Source organism: Photorhabdus hindustanensis, assembly GCF_002968995.1.
GTDB classification, from domain to species: Bacteria; Pseudomonadota; Gammaproteobacteria; order Enterobacterales; family Enterobacteriaceae; genus Photorhabdus; species Photorhabdus akhurstii.
Genome location: NZ_PUWT01000003.1, coordinates 67,888 through 85,913, shown reverse-complemented (window position 1 = coordinate 85,913; position 18,026 = coordinate 67,888). Strand labels below are relative to the sequence as shown.

Genomic DNA, 18,026 nt, shown 5'->3' with positions numbered 1-18,026 from the left:
CCGTTGCTGGCGCTGATGGGAGAAAACAGAGGAACGGAGGGCATGAAAGCCGACAGCACGCTGAATTTACAAACCTTCCTCACGCGGGTAACCGAAGTGCGGCTGAAACTGCAACAGATGAACAACAGTGATGACCCGCCGGCAATGGCGAATGCGTTGGCTAAGACGGTCTTTGAAGGGAAAAGCACCGATTTGACCGATACACAGGGCTACGGTCGTCTGATAGCCGCCAGTCTGGGGGGACAATGGCGGGGTTTTGGTCAGGCAATGTTTGTGGAGCCATTAACGCAGGCGTGGCAGGGCGTACTGAAACCGGCGGAAGCGAATCTGAACACCCAGTGGCAGAGGGCGATAGTCGACAACTGGAACCGGGCATTCGCGGGTCGTTACCCGTTTGCCAGAGGGGAAAGTGAAATCTCATTGCCGATGTTGGGGCAGTTTATTCGGTCGGATTCGGGGCGGATAGAGCAGTTTTTGACGCGTCAGTTAGGCGGAATAGTGCATAAAGCGGGGAACCAGTGGGTGGTGGATGAGGTAAATGGTCAGGGCGTACAGGTTAACCCGGATTTTTTGAAAGCGATAAATCAGCTTAGTCAGTTATCGGACCTGCTGTTTGCCGATGGCAGTCAGGGGCTGCGGTTTGAACTGCGGGCCAAACCGGTTCGGGATGTAGCGGAAACCGACCTGACGATAGATGGACAGCAATTGCGCTATTTTAACCAGATGGAAAGCTGGCAGAGTTTTCGCTGGCCGGGCGAGACCGATGAACCGGGGGTGACGCTGATGTGGACCAGTGTCAATACTGGGGCGCGGTTGTTCGGTGATTATCAGGGAAACTGGGGGTTGATCCGCTGGTTGGAGCGGGCGAAAGCGGAAAGGCTGGATGAAAGCCGTTACCGCCTGATATTTACTGCCCCGGATGGATTACCGTTGACCTGGATTTTGCGTACAGAATTAGGCGAAGGGCCGCTGGCATTATTAAAATTGCGCGGATTTAAATTGCCGAAAAATATCTTTGCGGTAAAACCGGGTAGTCACAGGACAATATCAGCGGTAAATGACGATGACCTGATAGCGGAATAATGCATGCTATTGGGGATAAATGAAGAAATAGCGTAATCGTTAACTTTTTTCGTTAATATAATAACTGCCATAATAGATATTGCTACAGACATTCCGATAAAGATATTTGGTTATATTGTTGATAAGCATGATGATGCTTTTCTCAATGAAGAGGAAATACTGCTATGGGATTTTTTGATGTGATTAAATATCTTGTTATTCGTATTGCAGGAATGAGAATGATTCTTCTTTATAGTGATGAGGTAAATGAAATTTAAAAAGGAGTGATAAGATTAAAGCGGATATAATTTATTGAATAGGATGAAAATAGATGTTGTTATCATAGGAATATGATTATAACAGCGTATTCAGGTCGCCTTCATTTTATGGCAATCAATGTCAGTTTAGTTTTGTCAATAAATGTCATTTTATTGTCATGAAGTTTAAATTATTCTGTTCGACATGCTGTTATATCGGTGGTGATAAGGGGTGTGCATTAAGAATCGTATTTTTTTTGAAAAAAAAGAGTTGATTTTTATAAGCACCCGCCGAGAAGATAGGGAAATTCAGAAATCGCTCATTCTGTTTATGCATGATTTATTGCGAAAAGGTGAGCGGCCTGTGTAAATATCTTCGTCCCGGTTAACTACCGGTTGGGAAATATCTGTGTGGGTTATTCCCCGGTATGACGATAATGACATGCCGAACTTTTATTAGTTTTGTGTTGTTTGCCAATGACCGTAGAAATTATTAATAACGTCGCCAGTATTGGAGACACCATAGAGTAAATAGGAGTAGGTATTTAAAGATGAAAAAACAACAATTGAGGCTGGCAATTTTATGCCTGCTACTGGTCGCCTGTAGCCAGTTTCCGGCACAGGCGGGAGTAATTATCGCCATTAATCATACCAAATGGGCGATTAACCGGTTCACTGTGGATGATCAAGCGGGTATCGACATTATCGGCCCATATCAGGGTGGTGGTGGTGGTTGCTGCTATCGAGCCCCAGATAAGTGGCGGCCCGGGATGACGGTTAAAGTGGATTGGGAGACGGGTGTAGGGGAAATGGATGGTTTCCCAGGTTTTGGAGATGATGAGAAATATTTAGCGTGGCAAAAGAAAATGGATACTTATAAACGCCAGCATAGCAAAGTAGTGCCTGTACCTGATTATACCGGGCAGCGTACCTGCGGTATTACAGTGCATTTCTTACCCTGTGATCAGGTCAAAGTTACCACCTCGTGTAACACCTACGGTAGTCCTCACTACCCGATTAAAGAACCCTTGCAAATGAAGGAGCCAAAAGTATGTCCGAAGTAATGCATACAGGCACCTCAAGTCCAGATTATCACTAATGTGAAGAAGTAGAAGATGAAAAAACAACAATTGAGGCTGGCGGTTTTATCCCTGCTGTTGGTCGTCTGTAGCCAGTTTCCGGCACAGGCGGGGATAATTATCGCCATTAATCATACCAAATGGGCGATTAACCGGTTCACTGTGGATGATCAACCGGGTATCGACAGTATCGGACCATATCAGGGCGGTGGTGGCGGTTGCTGCTATCGGGCTCCAGATAAGTGGCGTCCGGGGATGACGGTTAAGGTGGATTGGGAGACCGGTGTCGCTTTTTCCGACGATTTTCCCGGCTATGAAAATAGAGAGAAATATCTGGAATGGGATAGAAAAATCAGAGCTCAGAAGCGCCAGCATAGCCAGGTAGTGCCGGTTCCTTATTATCAGAATGGTGGTGATACCTGCGGTATTACGGTGCACTTCCTACCCTGTGATCAGATAAAAGTTACGACCTCGTGTTATGCCTACGGTAGCCCGAACTACCCGATTAAAGAACCCTTGGAAATGAAGGAGCCAAAAGTATGTCCGAAATAAAGCATCATGATCTGGTCTGGTTGCCAGCCCCTTTTCCGGCTCAGGGGCGGTTGCCTGCCAAAAGTTATCTGTTGGTGGAAAACTGTCAGCAACAGGACAGTCAGGAAAAAGCTTATTATCAGGAACTTTGTCTGGCTGCCAATCGCCGGGTGATCCGTCCCTGTTGTAATACGTTGCATGTCAGCCTGTTTTTTGACGGCACAGGCAATAATTTATATAACGACCTTTATCAGGTTGTTCCTAACCATCCGACCAATGTTGTCCGCCTTTTTCAGGCGACGATTGGGGCGGGTTATGCCGGCGGGGCATCAGGTAAGCCGTTACTGGATAATATTGAGAGCACCGGAAGAAAGTACTTTAAGTATTATATTCCCGGTGTGGGAACTCCTTTCCCGGAAATTAATGAACTGGATTACAGTAAATTGGGGCTGGCGACAGCTAGCGGAGGAGAGGACCGGATCAATTGGGCATTACTGCGGTTGATTGATGTATTAAAGCGCGTATTGGTAAACGACACCATTGATGATGATGTTTGTCAAAAATCCCTGAAAGCGATGGCAACCACATGGAATATGCTGGAGTTAGGTGGCAGTAATAACCGCTATGAGGAGTTTTATAAGCAGTTTGCGAGCTTAAAACGTGAACTGAGGATAGCCCGCAGTCAGCCGGGGTGGGGTAAGTGTAAGTTGTTGGGCATGAAATTGTATGTGTATGGTTTTTCCCGTGGGGCTGCGGAGGCACGGACTTTTGTTAACTGGCTGACCGAGCTGCTTCCACCATCGAGAGAAGCAGGGCAGAAACCGGCTCAGTGTCTGCAACATAAACACGATACAGACCCGGATAGTAATTTACCCATCAGCGTAGAATTTCTCGGATTGTTTGACACGGTGGCGTCGGTCGGGGTGCCCCATATGATCCCCGTTGTTGAAGGTCATATGGCCTGGGCGGACGGCACGCAGGAACTGCCATCGGAGGAGACTTACGGTGGTCTGGTGAAACGTTGTGTGCACCTGGTCTCGACCCATGAACAGCGGTTGTGTTTCCCGATGGATTCCATTCGCCGTTCGGATGGCACTTACCCGACAGGCAGTACCGAGGTGATTTATCCCGGCGTGCATTCTGATTTGGGGGGTGGTTATCCACCGGGAGAACAAGGTAAGGCGATAGGTAAAACCGATGGTTTGTTGTTATCACAGATTGCTCTGCATGAAATGTATGCGGCAGCATTTGAAGTTGGCGCTCCTCTGAAAGTGCCCAAAAATGCTTTACCACAAGAATTATCTCAAGACATTTGGCGTTCAATGCCGCTTGATCTTGGTTCCGAATTCTTTATTTCAACAACATTATCTGAGCGCTTCAACGCCTGGCGCCAAGTTACATTAGGTTTGGAGATGCCCAAACAACCCCTGTCAGATGAAGACGCGGCTCGTTTTGAACCGGTGCGGGCCTCTGTGGCATTGGAACAGGCGATGCAAAACCAGATGAACTGGCTGACGGCCTGGCGTATCAATCGCTACGCCAACGGCATGCTGCTCGGTGCGCCGTTTTTTCATGAGGCTCCTAATCGTGATGCGAAAAAGGCGCATTATGAACAGAGTGAACAGGCACAAAAAGCGGCGCAACAGCAGGTCGAGGCTAAACGGAAAGCGCAGTGGAATGAATTTTTTCGCGATGGAGGAAAGACGCCGCCGTTGTTAATGCAGGGAGTGCCGGATTTCGACCCGGAAACCGCCCAGAACCAGTTGCGGGAAGCGGCAGCGGAATTTCGCAGCGACTACCACGGTGACCAGCGGGAACAACACAGTGGGTGGCAGTTTCTCGTCGATACCGTGCCACGTCAGGCAATTTACATGTTGGATGATCATGATGACCTTCTGGAGTATCTACAAATGAAAGCGGCGGGAGAGCGGTTGGTCAAACAGCTTTTTCGGCCTGTTCCGGCGGCAAAACCCGGTCAACAGGAATCGCCCGAGTCATTGTTGATCGCCTTATATGATAATCAGGTTCACGATTCCCGTGCCTGGTTTATGTACTCGACATTCGGTTCACGTGAACCGCTGGGAGGTTATTTCCGCTACCGAATAATTTACTTCGGTACAATTTGCAGCAGACCGCTGTCACTCCTGTCGGTGGCTGGCACTGTGGCGGGATTCGTGTCGCCAGCGCTAGGCGGTATACTGTCTTCCTTGAAACAGAAAAAAGTCGCCAACACGGTGGTGGAGGTTGTCGACAAAGTGTCCGAGAGCCTCGCCACTGAGCGGGAAGTGACCGTGCAGTATTTAACTTCCGGCGATCTGATCACCCTGTTGGCAGGACCGGAGTATAGAAAAGCGTTCACCCATAACGTGGGCGAAATGACCCGTCAGCAGAGGGAATTTCTCAAAGAGCGGCGGTTGCAAATGACCAAAGATAATCTCAAAGCGCGTTGGGCGGGAAAAACGTTGGAACCGACCCCATTCAAGGAGCCTGAGAAATGAAAAACGTAATTCGTCAATGGTGTTGATACGGCGTGAGATTGAATAAGAAAATACCTTACTCATTTTATTCACTATCGTAGCAATTTATACCCTGTAGCAGTGATATTTCCCTGCCTTTTATTATCTCGTTTTAACCTGAAAAGGAAAATTAAATGAAAACTGAAATATTATCCAATATGCAGACTCGTTGTGTCGGGAATTATCTGATTGATATTCCCTTAGCATTTGAAAACATCATCAATAATGAGATATTTATTGGTGATGCAAAAATAGAAACCAAGCGTATGCATTTATCCGCATTTGAACAGCGAATAGAGATAAGAGAGCAAAAATTAAGGACGACTAAAACGGCCGATTTGAAAGATCTGCCCTTTTTAAAGAAGACTTATCATCTCCAGGGAAATTTATATGGTGTGATTTTTGATAGAAATAACAGTATCAGTGAGCCCGGTTTTACCCGAGTATTAGAAGCCCATTTATATGATAATGGGGTTGCTTTTATTATAGAAATGAAGTTTACAGAGATATCAGATGATAAATACAGTTATTCAAGGGACCGTTATATAAAATCTGGATTGACCGAAAGCCAATATAAAATGCTTTCTCAGACTCTGGACAAAATGCAAAAGCTAATTGCCAGAATCAGTGGCAGAAAGGATAGCGATATTCCGACAGAGGCAGGAATCTGTATCCCTGATGGTTTTATTGCCGACTATAATAATGAAAAAGAAAGTATAAAGTTTGTCTATCAAGGAAATCAGGATGATAATTTCACATTTAGTCTTGAAGTCATTAATGACCTTAAAGGGGAAGGGATTTTACTTGAACATATTGGTGAAATTGAAAGGGATTGGTTCGTTAACTATGGCAGGATAATAAGAGAAGGAGAAAGAGAGATAAATGGGATACATGGCGCGGAGTTGTTAGCGGTAGGTCTGCAATCTTTTGATAATAATCCTCGTTATCAATTTGATTTTATTGCAAATGATATGGTATTGGATGATAAAAAAGTTTGTATTGTCATTATGTTAATGAATTACCAGTTACCTGCAACGCCATATACCGAAGATGAATTGATCACATTTTGGGATACAATAACGAAAACTTTTCGTAGAAGGCCGGATGCTTTCGAATAGTAATAAAGTGAGAGAGATAGTGTTTTAAATAATTCACTAATGGGAGGTGCAAGGTGTTATGGCTTTTTTTGCTAATGGTTTTTTTGCTTTATATGTTGGTTTTTAGTCCGGCAATATTGGTTATTGATATACTTATCATTCGTCGGATAATTAAACGTGGAAGGTGGAAAAAATATAAAATTGTGTTATTTTTGATTCCTGGCGTGTTCTTGATGAGTATCTTGATTGCCGGTGTGGGCTTTTTCACTAATATGTTGTTTGTTGATTTATGTGGCTATTTATATAACTATTTTAGTTGAGGTAATAATTTAAAAATCAATGACAAGGTATTTCGGTATGAAACATTGCCTTTGAATATTAATTGCTTATTGCGTGATTGCTCTGGCAATAAAATAGAGAATGTCGTTATGTCTGGCATTGTTTTTAGGTGATATCAGACTACGGCTATTTTTTTTTCTAATATTTTATTTCCCTTCTTATTTATTCTGAACGGGAAACGGTATTTTTTTAATAACTCTTTTGGAGGAACATCCTATGGATGATTTAACCCTGCGCTATTATGAGGCAGAAATGCGCTATTTGCGTGAGGCAGGTAGAGAGTTTGCTAAGGCTCATCCTGACCGGGCGGCTGCGCTTAATCTGGATAAAATCGGTATGCGCGATCCTTTTGTGGAGCGTCTGTTTGAAGGTTTTGCCTTTATGATCGGGCGCCTGCGTGAGAAGCTGGATGATGACTTGCCGGAGTTGACGGAAGGGTTGGTTAGCTTGTTGTGGCCGCATTACCTACGCACGATTCCGTCCCTTTCCATTGTTGAATTTGGGATGGATTGGGCACAGTTGAAAAATTCGGTACAGGTGAAAAAGGGTTTTGAAATCCTTTCGCAACCGATCGGCCCAAGCAAGACCCGGTGTCGTTATACCACGACTCAGACGGTTCAGTTGCTGCCTCTGGCATTGACCGACGCTTCCCTGCAAGAAGAACCCAATGGACGTTCCGTTATTCGATTGCGTTTTAGCTGTGGAACATTGGTGGACTGGCGCCAAATTGATTTGAGCCGTTTACCGCTGTATCTCAGTGCCGACAGCCCGCTGGCCTGTGCATTGCATCGGGCGTTTACGCTGCAAACACAGCAACTTTACCTGCGTTTACCCGGTCAACCTGATCGTCAGCCATTTGAAGGCCGATTCTCTCCAATGGGGTTTGGCGAAGAGGAGAGGTTATGGCCGAAAGGGGAAAGTTCGTTTAGTGGTTATCAACTGCTGCTGGAATATTTCACTTTCCGTGAAAAGTTTATGTTTGTTACGCTCTGTGGGCTGGAAAAGTTGACTCTCCCCGAGAGAACGCCGTGGTTTGAGTTGGATGTGGTTCTGCGTGAAAGTTGGCCCTGTGATTTGCCATTTGCTGCCGAGCATATCCGTTTGCACTGTACCCCGGTGATTAACCTGTTTCGATTGGAATCCGATCCGCTTCAATTATCACCATTGCAAACTGAGTATTTGCTGTATCCGGTACGCTTTCAGGATGGGCATACCGAGGTTTATTCCGTGGATGAGGTCTCCTCTTCAAAACGCGAGGGCCGCCGGTATGTGCCGTTCAGTAGTTTCCGTCATAAAGGCGGCATGTGGCGCCATGACGCACCGGAGTGCTACTACCATACCCGAGTGAAACGAGGGCCGTCAGGTCTGTGTGACACCTGGATTATTCTGGGTGGAGCGGATTTTGATGATAATGAACTGTATGAAAAAGAAGTTCTGTCACTCACGATGACCGGCACCAATGGTCAACTGCCTCGTAGGGCATTGCAGGATACGTCGTTGGATACCGCCGTTAATCCTCCGTTGGCGGAATTTACGGTACGTAATCTGTGTGAACCGACATTGCCCTGCTATCCGCCAAATCGGGACCGTTTCCACTGGCGAGTGCTCAGCCATCTTGGTTCTAACTTTCTTAGCATGATGGATAACCCGGAAGTGCTGCGCGGGACGTTGGCCCTGTATGACTGGACCGACAATGAGATGAATTATCGCCGTCTGGAGGCGATTGTCGCAGTGAAGCATTCGCTGATTGAGCGATTTGAGCAGGGATGTTTGCGGCGGGGCGTACACATTGAAGTGACTCTGGATAGCAACGGCTTTGCAGGCAACGGTGATATCTGCTTGTTTGGCGAAATGCTCAGCCGTTTCTTTGCCTTGTACACCGATATTCATCTGTTTAACCGACTTACGCTGATTTTACAACCTACGGGGGAACGACTGTTATGGGAAGAACAACACTGTCAGAACATTCCCGGCTGATGGCGATGTTGGAAGCTGACATTTCGACACTCGATTTCTACCAGTTCTGCCAGATCATTGAACGTGCAGTCCCTGAGCGGCCGCCACTGGGTAGTACGGAAAATCCGGCTGATGATGCGATACGTTTGCGGCCTCATCCGGGTTTGGGATTTCCCGTCAGTGAACTGAAAGCGATAGAAACTGACAGTGAACATCCAGAGCGTCCACCGACGGCCAGAACAGCGTTTATGGGGTTATATGGGGTGGATTCTTTGTTGCCGACCGCTTACCTGAACGATATCGCTCAGCAAAGGGAAGGGAATGAAACAATCGAAGCCTTTCTGGATATTTTTAACCACCGGATGTTCACCCAGTTTTACCGTATCTGGCGTAAATACTCTTATCCGGCGACTTTTGCTACCGGAGGAACCGACAGAACATCCCAATGTTTGCTTGGGCTGATTGGCTTAGGGATACCGGGTAGTCAGCAACAGATAGCCACGCCGATGTCTCGTTTTCTGGCGTTGCTCAGTGTTATGCGTCTGCCAACTCGAACCGCTGAAGGTGTATCGGCGCTGGTGGCATTGTTGGCGCCGAAAACCCGGATCGTGGTGACGCCCTCTTGCCCACGACAGATCCATCTCATGCAACCGGCGAGTCTTTCAGATATTCACCGAATTTCCCTGTCGCAGCGCACCGTGCTAGGCAGAATGGGCATTGATATCAATAGCCAGTTATTGCTGGCGCTGCATACGGATTGCCCGGATGAAGCTCGGGGCTGGTTGCCGGGCGGGCAGTTGTACAGCGATTTTTTGGTGTTGCTGCGGGTTTATCTGGGCTGGCGATACCAAGCCGTATTGCAACTGACTCTGCCAACTCGCATATTGCCGCCGCCGATATTAGGTGGTCAGCCTGTTCAGTTAGGGCTGACAGGGGTATTAGGTTTAAAAGTTGAAGAGGCGGCAGTGCCTGACAACATTACGCTGAATCTGGGAGGTTATCAGGGGATATCTCCAGACAATAATCAAGATAAAGGAGAAGACTATGTTAGTTATACCTTTTTATAAGGTTGCGTCGGTGATGACGGCGATAATATTACTATTGGCAGGGGGCGGTTTGACTCAGACGGTGACTGATGGCACGGCAGCGGCCATTCACTCCCCTTTTCATAAGCAGGTGAAGACGTTGCATCTGGATTTTATTCCACGGGCAGCGGTCAATACCGACGCTGAAGAAAGTGCTGCTCTGTCCGTTCCGGCATTGGTTCGGGTTTATCAGTTGCGAGATAACAAAGCTTTGACCTTGTTGCCTGAAAAGGAGCGAATAAATGAAAAAACCTTCTCTGTATGAAAGCCTTTTCGGCAATTTTAATTGTGGTCTGGAGTTACATCAGGTGAGTGAAGAAGATCAGGTAATTTTGTCGGTATTAGACAATATGCAGCGTATCCTCAATAGTCGTGCCGGTTCGCTTACCCATCTGCCCGATTATGGTCTGCCTGATCTCAACACCATTCTGCGAGGGTTGCCCGCGTCGTCGCAGCGCTTGATCTCGACAATTGAACACACGTTGCTGACTTATGAACCGCGTTTGAAGCAAGTCAATGTGACGTTATTGCCGGAGCTTGCTCCGGGGCATCTGCGTTATGTCATCAATGCTGAACTCAAAGGTGTAGGGCTGGTGCGTTTCAGCACTGAGTTTGTGCCGGAAGGGAATGTGTTGATCCGCCATTTACGCCAGCAAGGGTATATGGATTAGGTATTTGTGTGTGTTTTGTTACTCGTGTCGTAAATGATCATTTGTAATACAAAGTGAAGGCTTGCCATTGTTGTGCAAGCCTTTGGTAGTTTAAGAGAGAATTCGCTCTAGAAAATCTAAAGCTGATTGAGTACTAGATAATTCAGCATCAACACTGTCACCATTCATGTACTTAACATGGATTAGAAATGTATTGAATATTAGGTGATTGGGAATGAGCGTGCTGTTGTATGTAGCAATAAAGTCTTTAGCTTCCTTTAAAGTTTGAAATTTAAAGTCATGCCCATACAAAGGGGTTATAACTACATATTTGAGTGTTTTTTGTATTTTCCATTCCAATGCTTTTGTAAATTTTTCAATGTTTGCCTTATTTGAGTTAAAAATACTAGATTTAACTATTTCAAGTTGATCTTGTTTAAGTCGTTCAATAAGTGCAACTTTTTCAGCAAGGATTATTTCTGAGGTATCTTCATCAAAAGCCATATCAATCCCGGCTAAAGCGAATGCTGAAACAATATCTTTATAATGAATATACAGAACCTGAAAACCACAACTCTCAAGTTGTTTCAAGGAAGGTTCTGTAAATTCTCCGGCGAGTATTGCGCCTTTGAAAGGACATTCAAGTTGATATTTACTTACAATAGGAAGAACGGCACCTTGAATTTCCTGAGCTTTATTTTTTGAATGTTTGGTATATCGACGCCATGCTGATTCAATGAAGGCGACGGGTCTTCCTAATGTTGTTGCTGAACCAGAATACTCAAATACGAAATCTAAGTCATGAGTGTTTCCATAAGTATCTTCCCAAGTTATTTTTTTTCCTTTGCGTGCTTTTCTTGGTTGTCCAACAACATCAAGATATAAGTTTGTCTTATTTGCTATATCTTGTAATAAAGGAACGAATAAATTTTCGAGTATGTTCCCAATGAGTTGCCCAAGTTTGTGAGATGGAGATATGGCCATATTCTTACCCTTCAACCCATAAACGACCTTCATGTAAAGGTACTGTATGTGTTCTATTTTTCCATTTAACATTCCTATCTCTTAGCTTTTCAAAGCTAAAAGAGGAAAAACCGGCAGAAACAGCAAGTTCCCCAAGCCATTTTTCAGCAGGAACATGTATACCGTATGGTGCGGAGTCACCAATAACAAAGCAGGCTTTTGAATCTTTCTCCATATTTTTACGAATATTTATCCATATTTTGGCGATGTCTAAAAAATAAGCTGCAATCATGGTATGGTAGGATTTTTTACCGCCTTTACTATGCCTTATTATGTCTAACTTTTTGGTTACATCAGATATTTCATCTTTTATTGGATAGAGAAGTGGATTGCTAAGAACTTCATCCAAGTCGATTTTATCTGAAGACGAGTGCTGAGAACATGATCTCATCAGTGAAGGTCTGACAACATCTTTGAGGTCTCCCCAGCCATTTATCTCCCCCCAAAACATCATCTCTAGTCTTGTTGCGTCTGCGTAATCATAGTTATTAGGGTATGGCGGTGATGAAATTAGCAAGTTACACTTTTCTGCTTTAAACGGTTGCCTCACATCTTTGTGTTCAATATGTGAGTAGCTCTGCCAACCTGACGAAATTGCATGAAGCATATCGGCTCTCATCATTTCAAGCTTCCCAGAGAAAGCTTCGAAGGGATCTAGCACTTTAGATTTGGATTTATTAGGTAATACATATTGCCACTGAGCTGTGCCCACATGGCTACATGCTCTCAATATTGATGTTATGTTTAGCCTGATCAATTCCCAGATCGGTTCAGCATTAGATAATTTTTCATATGCAATTTTTAATCGTTCAAGTTTGTTAAATGAATCAACGGAGTAGCATTTCCCTAAAAGGTTATTTTCGTTGTAGTGAATAGGATCGGGCATTGTCTTTAAAGACGATGCGTATGCGATAAGCTCTTCTCCTGCATCATTTAGGTCATTCGTATCTAAATACCAAAGCTGTTTAGCTCTTGCGATCCTTGCTACAAAGGGATGTCCCTCAAATCCGAAAGAGCTAACATTAAAAAAATCGGCTGCAATGTTGGTTGTACCTGAACCAGCAAAAGGTTCAAGAATTATCGCTTTTTTACCCATTTCGTCTTGAAATTTTAAAATCTCAGAATTCACCCACTCAGCCGAAAAACCAGCGGAATAGCGAAACCACCGGTGAACAGGGAGTTTCATGTTATCGGTAAAAGTTCCTGAGCGAGCTGTTTTTTTGAGCATAAATCTTTTTGTCATTTCGTGTTGGTGTAGAAAGGACTATTGTACTCGAAAACATCTTTTATTAAGACTGTTTTTTATTCGATTATTTTGTTTCCCCATATTCATCTAGAAATAAGGTAATAACAACGATTTGAACAACAATAGCGATATTGTTAATAAAGTTGTAAAATTGTGACATAAATTAAATACAGTTTTCATATCAGATTGAATTTTAATAATAAATTTTGCGATGAGATAAACGTTTTAATGATTACAATGAATATTATCACTGGGTTTGTGGTAGGATATTTTCTGTCTGTGAGGATTCGATATTTTATCGTTTACAAGAACAATATTCCTGATATTATTTTTTACAATATCTAGGTAAATAAAATTTTAAATTGAAATATAAAGACAAGGGGATTGTTTTAATTCTTTTTACCATAATGAAATTAATTATACTGTTTCAGCGGTAGCCTTATTAATAGATCAAGGCTACCGTTTTTTCTTCTGGTACGTCCAGATTGAATTTTATTATTAGCAGCAGAGCGGTTTAATAATAAAATTGCTATGACAATAAGAATTTTTCTGGCACATAATGATGAAAATTATTCGCTAAACAGTATTCCTCCAGTTGTTGACTAGAATGAATACCTATCTTGCCATATATCCGAGACATATAAGTTTCAACGGTATGGTGAGAAATATTTAATTTCTGTCCAATCTGTTTCCTGGTGTATTTCTGTAAAAAGAAGAAAATGATATCCCATTCACGCGGCGTAAAAATATCGCTTGGTGGTTGGAGCATAATTGATGCCGGTAGTTTTTTATAATATTGATGCAAGTAAGACAATGAATACTCTTTGGCTTCCCAACAATGGTACATGATGCCGATACAATGTCCATTTTCATGATAAAAAGGTGATTTTTCACAGAAAAAAGATGACAAAATTTGATTTTGTCCGAATATATGTGTCTCAATTGAACATATTCTTTGCTCTGTTGCCATGACTTTTTTATCTTGAATAATAAATTCCTTAGCAAATTCAGCTCCGTCCCAAGGAAGTTCATGATCATGAAGCCCTTCGTAGTCAAATGATGCTTTAAAATTATGAATATATTTCTTGGTTGCTGAGTTTCCATAAATAAAATTTGAAGAACTATCTTTTATTCCCCACGGTTCATTGCTGATTTCCATTGTATTGATGATTTGAGGTGATATCGTACAGTTCTTCATAAAAACTCCTTAATAGTTTTCAGCTTAAATAAACATTCTACTTTTGGATTTCCTGGTGCTTTCTGGGGTATAGCAATAAAATTAAATTTTTTCATAATAATTTTCTAGTTTTATATGTTATGGCAGACTGGATTATTGTTTTAATTTCTTGTTTATTATATTTAAAACAATAGTTTATATAGTAATATCCAGCAATTTGTTAGCTCAAAAGTACATTTGTTAGTCGATTGATTATCTTACAAATTCAGAATAATTCTAAGGAGGTTTATGATTATAAGGTGTTCTGCAATCAAATAATTCCTCAATATTATGAGTAAATTCTTTTGTTGCTGAATTACCATAAATAAAATATGAAGAACTACTTTTTACGCCCCACGGTGTATGACTTATTGCCATTGCGTTAACAATTTGAGGTGATATTTCATAGTTCTTCTGCATAAAAACTCGGTTGTTATTTAGGAGTTAAGGAAATATTCTGCTTTCTGGATGTACAAATCTTTCTGGTACGTAAAGATCATAATCATTTGTGCGGCAATAATCTTCCAATTGATGACTAGAGTGAACACCAATTCTTTTATATATTCGCGAGAGATGGGTTTCAACCGTACGATAGGAAATATCTAGCATCCTACCCATCTGCTTACTGGTATATTTTTGTAACAGAAGAAAAATAACATCCCATTCCCGTTGCGTAAATAGATCAGTTGGTGGTTGAAATAATATAGACGAAGGAAGTTTTCCATGAAATAGACGGGTAAATGAGAAATCTTGAGCTTCCCATCCGTGGAAAATGACGCCGACACATTCGTTATCATCATTATAGAGTGGATATTTTTCACAAAAATGAGATGATAGAAATTTATCTTTCCCATACATATGAGTTTCAAGCGAACATAATCTTGTTTGTTTCTCCATTACACTTTGATCGTGAATAACGAATTCTTTTGCAAACTCAGCCCCATCCCAAGGAATTTCATCATCATATCGCCCTTCATAATCAAATGAGCCTGAAAGATTTTGAATATATTTAAATGTTTGATTACCAAAAATCCAGCACGAATTTTTATCTTTGATTCCCCAAGGTTCATTACTTTGCTGTAAAGTATTAATGACTTGAGGTGAGATAACTAGCTTATTGGTTTTTCTCATAATGAGATCCTATTGTGTAGTTAATGGCTTATAAATTTATAACTCCCTGCTACCAATAGTGAGAAATCTTTCAGGAATATATAGATGATAGTTATTTTTCTTACAGAAATCTGCTAACTCTACATGAGGTGATAAGTCAAATTTCTGATAAATTGACTGAATATGATTAACGACATCTTCTGTGCTCATCATTAATTCTTGACTGATGCTCTCTTCATCTTGTGAGCGTAAAGTCAGAAAAAGGACTTCCCACTCGGTTTGTGTCAGAATATTATTCGGTGGCATAAATTCCAGGTTTGTTGGCGATATTCTTTCATAATAGTAAGAAACAGAAAAATCTTGAGCCTTGTACATATGAAAGAAGATCCCAATGCAATCATTATTCTCATCAAAAAGGGGAAATTTATCACAAATATAGCTTTGTTTAATGTTATTTTCTCCAAACTGATGCGTTTCCAATGAAGTGACGCGCTGCATAGTCTGGATGGCTTTTTGGTCCTGACGGTGGAATTCTTCTGCATGTTCAGCAACAGGTGAAGGTAATTCACCCATAGAAAGCCCTATAATATCGAAATCTTTAGGAAGGTTGAGCAGTTGATAGAAAGCAGGGTTAGCATAAATAAACCTTGATTGGTGATCTCTGGCACCCCAAGGTTCATTGCTTTTATCCCACATCATGGTTAATTGTGGCGTAATAAGAGTGGATTTGTTTCTTATATTTGACATAGTAACTCCTAAATTTCGATTTAAATTGTTATCTGAACAGTTGTGTTTTCGATTATGTCTTAGTCGGACAGCTATATAATAGGATATAATGCTTTTCTCGTCAAAAAGCGTATGTTTATTAATTGAATTTTTACTATTTTATAATGAAACTTTAAATGACAATGAATATAACTATATATACTATTTTAGATGTGGATTATTTTTGTGTTTATTGAAAGAGCGATTGGAGACTGTTGCTGTGCCTGATATCCGCCATTTTTTAGCTGGAAAACAGGCATCATTGGTGGTCAATAAGTACAGATTATACTCAAAACTATCAGCATTCTAGCTGTTTTCAATTGATAAATAATTATTTGTCCTAATGCTTAAGGGCTTTTTTTTTAAATTATTTTATTTACTCTTCTTTGTAATAAAGAAAAAATCTGAGCAGTAGCGTGAAAAAAACGGTAGTTTTTGAACACATTTTTGATGTGACCTAAAGATTGAACTCAATAAATTACGTCTGTTGTGTTAAGTATATATTCTTAGTTTTTCATATTGTTTGTGCTAACTACCCTTATTAAAGGGTAGCTGGCAGTAGTTACACTTATTGGGATTAAGTAGTAAATACTTAATGAATGATGCTAACATAAATTTGGTTTTTTCTATTTGAATTTAATTTTTTCTTAATGCGATCCGTTACTTCACATGTATAACACGCAAGTTTGACGGGAAGTGAAAAGATCATATCGTTACCTTCGATCTAAGGTACAGTTATGAATTTGATAACTATATCGTCCTTTTTAGAGGATTAGCGGGGGATAGGAGGAGGCTATATGTCAATAAGATTGGTAAATCCTGAAAAGGTTAATGAGGTTTTTGCTCATTTGAATGGAAGCTCAGATAATCATACCCTTTATGTTGCGTTAATGAATGGGGTTGATATTACTGACCAGATAAAAGGATTGTTACTTTCGCCAGGTTATCGCATGGTTCGTATTGATGGTCGATTTGGTAATCGTATCAGTCAATCCCACTTCGAACTTGCGTTGGTTAATGATATGTCTAAAGAGGTCGCCTATTATAATCGAGTAGTTATACAGCCAAATGTGGTAGTGACTTGTCGTCCAGTAACACAAATTCTTGTTTGGCGTATTCTGAAACGTGAACATCGAACGGTTTTGCATGAACTGGCTGGTCAGGTGTTCTTCGGTTACTTGCTCGAATCTTATAATGTGATTGTGTCGGATATGAACCAGACTCATGACGGTATTTCTTTTTGGCAGGCCCGTATGTACGACGCGCTGGCGTATAATATGCATGTTTATGCTTATGATATGATTACCTGTGAGTTGCGTAAGATTTTGACCCAGAATGATGTTAGTCGCCAAGAATCTTGGTTATGGGGAGATCCTGAACATCATCAGAATAGATTGGCAATTATTTCGAAAAGTGAATTACCCATCCAATAGACCCACTTTGCGCTGAGGGTCCCCACAAATTAGTGAAAAGGAGGGGCTAATTCCCCTCCTACTTTTAAAGAGAGGATTGTATGGTAAACAAAGAGAAAAAATTAATATTTCTTATTATTCTAATCGTATCTATATTGACTTCTTGTGTAGGTTTTGTGATTCATGTTATCAACTCCGAGTGGGTAGTTCCTTATATAAGGAATGAAGTAAGCAATATAACTGTAGCTCCGTCTTGGGATGTTAGATATCTTGCTGCATTAACAAGTTTAGAGACAGGACTGGGTATAACATTTTTATATATTCTCATAAAAAAGAGTCTTCCTACATATACCTCTATCACAAGAGGTATCCTTATGTGGTTAATTGAATTAGCAATCATGGGACGGCTTGTTAGGCAACCATTGATGGACTATGCTATAGGAAATCCATTTACAATATCTGTTTTACAGAATTCAGTATCATGGATTAACTGGTTTTTTATTTGCCTTATAACCACTTGTTTATATGACTATCTAATTAAGATTTGGTGCCAAAATAATAATGAATGATAGTATTTTTAAAAGTTTAAATAAATAGAAGGATGAAAATAGGTGGGTTGCCAATACAATAATTAAAATTTACCCATCTTCTATTTTTTTATATTCAATAGTGTTTTTTTGAT

At 41.5% G+C, this 18,026-nt stretch carries 15 protein-coding genes and 1 pseudogene; 11 read left to right on the top strand and 5 right to left on the bottom strand.

Annotated elements, in window-relative coordinates; all coding sequences use genetic code 11:
• The 9 genes and pseudogenes from C6H66_RS01645 to tssE all read left to right on the top strand — a co-directional run.
• Positions 1–1,083 (top strand): type VI secretion IcmF C-terminal domain-containing protein (locus C6H66_RS01645; protein ID WP_282183104.1); only part of this gene is annotated, 1,083 nt, incomplete at its 5' end.
• 787 nt (positions 1,084–1,870) lie between these two features.
• Complete coding sequence (gene tli1a, locus C6H66_RS01640; RefSeq protein ID WP_105394630.1) at positions 1,871–2,383, top strand: Tli1a family immunity protein; 513 nt, start codon at positions 1,871–1,873, stop codon at positions 2,381–2,383.
• A gap of 51 nt (positions 2,384–2,434) precedes the next feature.
• Positions 2,435–2,950: a Tli1a family immunity protein gene (tli1a, locus tag C6H66_RS01635; protein WP_105394629.1), complete on the top strand. Its 516-nt coding sequence runs from the start codon at positions 2,435–2,437 to the stop codon at positions 2,948–2,950.
• Entirely contained in the window at positions 2,938–5,427 is a 2,490-nt protein-coding gene (locus C6H66_RS01630; RefSeq protein WP_105394628.1) for a T6SS phospholipase effector Tle1-like catalytic domain-containing protein, read from the top strand. The genes tli1a (C6H66_RS01635) and C6H66_RS01630 overlap by 13 nt, the downstream gene beginning before the upstream one ends.
• A 152-nt stretch (positions 5,428–5,579) precedes the next feature.
• On the top strand, positions 5,580–6,563 hold the full coding sequence (locus C6H66_RS01625) for a T6SS immunity protein Tli4 family protein (RefSeq protein ID WP_105394627.1): 984 nt from the start codon (positions 5,580–5,582) through the stop codon (positions 6,561–6,563).
• A gap of 534 nt (positions 6,564–7,097) precedes the next feature.
• Positions 7,098–8,858, top strand: a complete 1,761-nt coding sequence (gene tssF, locus C6H66_RS01615) for a type VI secretion system baseplate subunit TssF (protein ID WP_105394625.1) — start codon at positions 7,098–7,100, stop codon at positions 8,856–8,858.
• Positions 8,822–9,904, top strand: a complete 1,083-nt coding sequence (gene tssG, locus C6H66_RS01610) for a type VI secretion system baseplate subunit TssG (protein ID WP_105394624.1) — start codon at positions 8,822–8,824, stop codon at positions 9,902–9,904. Before tssF ends, tssG begins: the two co-directional genes overlap by 37 nt.
• A pseudogene (locus C6H66_RS01605) lies at positions 9,882–10,130 on the top strand (type VI secretion system lipoprotein TssJ); the annotation flags it as partial. The gene tssG and the pseudogene C6H66_RS01605, both read left to right, overlap by 23 nt.
• 34 nt (positions 10,131–10,164) lie before the next feature.
• On the top strand, positions 10,165–10,593 hold the full coding sequence (tssE, locus tag C6H66_RS01600; RefSeq protein ID WP_046394646.1) for a type VI secretion system baseplate subunit TssE: 429 nt from the start codon (positions 10,165–10,167) through the stop codon (positions 10,591–10,593).
• A gap of 90 nt (positions 10,594–10,683) precedes the next feature.
• On the opposite strand, the gene C6H66_RS01595 is transcribed toward tssE, so the two are convergent.
• The 5 genes from C6H66_RS01595 to C6H66_RS01575 form a co-directional block, all read right to left on the bottom strand.
• On the bottom strand, positions 10,684–11,556 hold the full coding sequence (locus tag C6H66_RS01595; RefSeq protein WP_146111010.1) for a DNA methylase: 873 nt from the start codon (positions 11,554–11,556) through the stop codon (positions 10,684–10,686).
• Between the two features lie 4 nt (positions 11,557–11,560).
• A complete protein-coding gene (locus tag C6H66_RS01590) occupies positions 11,561–12,838 on the bottom strand; it encodes a hypothetical protein (RefSeq protein WP_219847602.1) in 1,278 nt (425 codons plus the stop codon).
• A 532-nt stretch (positions 12,839–13,370) separates the two neighbouring features.
• Positions 13,371–14,039: a helix-turn-helix transcriptional regulator gene (locus C6H66_RS01585; RefSeq protein ID WP_046394644.1), complete on the bottom strand. Its 669-nt coding sequence runs from the start codon at positions 14,037–14,039 to the stop codon at positions 13,371–13,373.
• A 462-nt stretch (positions 14,040–14,501) separates the two neighbouring features.
• Positions 14,502–15,188 (bottom strand): helix-turn-helix transcriptional regulator, encoded by a 687-nt coding sequence (locus tag C6H66_RS01580; protein WP_105394622.1) that lies wholly within the window; start codon positions 15,186–15,188, stop codon positions 14,502–14,504.
• 36 nt (positions 15,189–15,224) lie between these two features.
• Positions 15,225–15,914 (bottom strand): PAS domain-containing protein, encoded by a 690-nt coding sequence (locus C6H66_RS01575; protein ID WP_105394621.1) that lies wholly within the window; start codon positions 15,912–15,914, stop codon positions 15,225–15,227.
• An 815-nt stretch (positions 15,915–16,729) separates the two neighbouring features.
• Between C6H66_RS01575 and C6H66_RS01570 the strand changes: the two genes are divergently transcribed.
• Positions 16,730–17,365 (top strand): hypothetical protein, encoded by a 636-nt coding sequence (locus C6H66_RS01570; protein ID WP_105394620.1) that lies wholly within the window; start codon positions 16,730–16,732, stop codon positions 17,363–17,365.
• Between the two features lie 80 nt (positions 17,366–17,445).
• Entirely contained in the window at positions 17,446–17,913 is a 468-nt protein-coding gene (locus C6H66_RS01565) for a hypothetical protein (protein ID WP_105394619.1), read from the top strand.
• Positions 17,914–18,026: the final 113 nt, after the last annotated feature.

Bases quoted from the DNA above. Each gene is read 5' to 3' on its own strand.
- tli1a (WP_105394630.1), top strand. From the start codon at position 1,871: ATGAAAAAACAACAATTGAGGCTGGCAATTTTATGCCTGCTACTGGTC.
- C6H66_RS01590 (WP_219847602.1), bottom strand. From the start codon at position 12,838: ATGACAAAAAGATTTATGCTCAAAAAAACAGCTCGCTCAGGAACTTTT.
- C6H66_RS01575 (WP_105394621.1), bottom strand. From the start codon at position 15,914: ATGTCAAATATAAGAAACAAATCCACTCTTATTACGCCACAATTAACC.
- tssE (WP_046394646.1), top strand. From the start codon at position 10,165: ATGAAAAAACCTTCTCTGTATGAAAGCCTTTTCGGCAATTTTAATTGT.
- C6H66_RS01625 (WP_105394627.1), top strand. From the start codon at position 5,580: ATGAAAACTGAAATATTATCCAATATGCAGACTCGTTGTGTCGGGAAT.
- tssF (WP_105394625.1), top strand. From the start codon at position 7,098: ATGGATGATTTAACCCTGCGCTATTATGAGGCAGAAATGCGCTATTTG.
- tssG (WP_105394624.1), top strand. From the start codon at position 8,822: ATGGGAAGAACAACACTGTCAGAACATTCCCGGCTGATGGCGATGTTG.
- C6H66_RS01585 (WP_046394644.1), bottom strand. From the start codon at position 14,039: ATGAAGAACTGTACGATATCACCTCAAATCATCAATACAATGGAAATC.
- C6H66_RS01565 (WP_105394619.1), top strand. From the start codon at position 17,446: ATGGTAAACAAAGAGAAAAAATTAATATTTCTTATTATTCTAATCGTA.
- C6H66_RS01630 (WP_105394628.1), top strand. From the start codon at position 2,938: ATGTCCGAAATAAAGCATCATGATCTGGTCTGGTTGCCAGCCCCTTTT.
- tli1a (WP_105394629.1), top strand. From the start codon at position 2,435: ATGAAAAAACAACAATTGAGGCTGGCGGTTTTATCCCTGCTGTTGGTC.
- C6H66_RS01580 (WP_105394622.1), bottom strand. From the start codon at position 15,188: ATGAGAAAAACCAATAAGCTAGTTATCTCACCTCAAGTCATTAATACT.
- C6H66_RS01595 (WP_146111010.1), bottom strand. From the start codon at position 11,556: ATGGCCATATCTCCATCTCACAAACTTGGGCAACTCATTGGGAACATA.
- C6H66_RS01570 (WP_105394620.1), top strand. From the start codon at position 16,730: ATGTCAATAAGATTGGTAAATCCTGAAAAGGTTAATGAGGTTTTTGCT.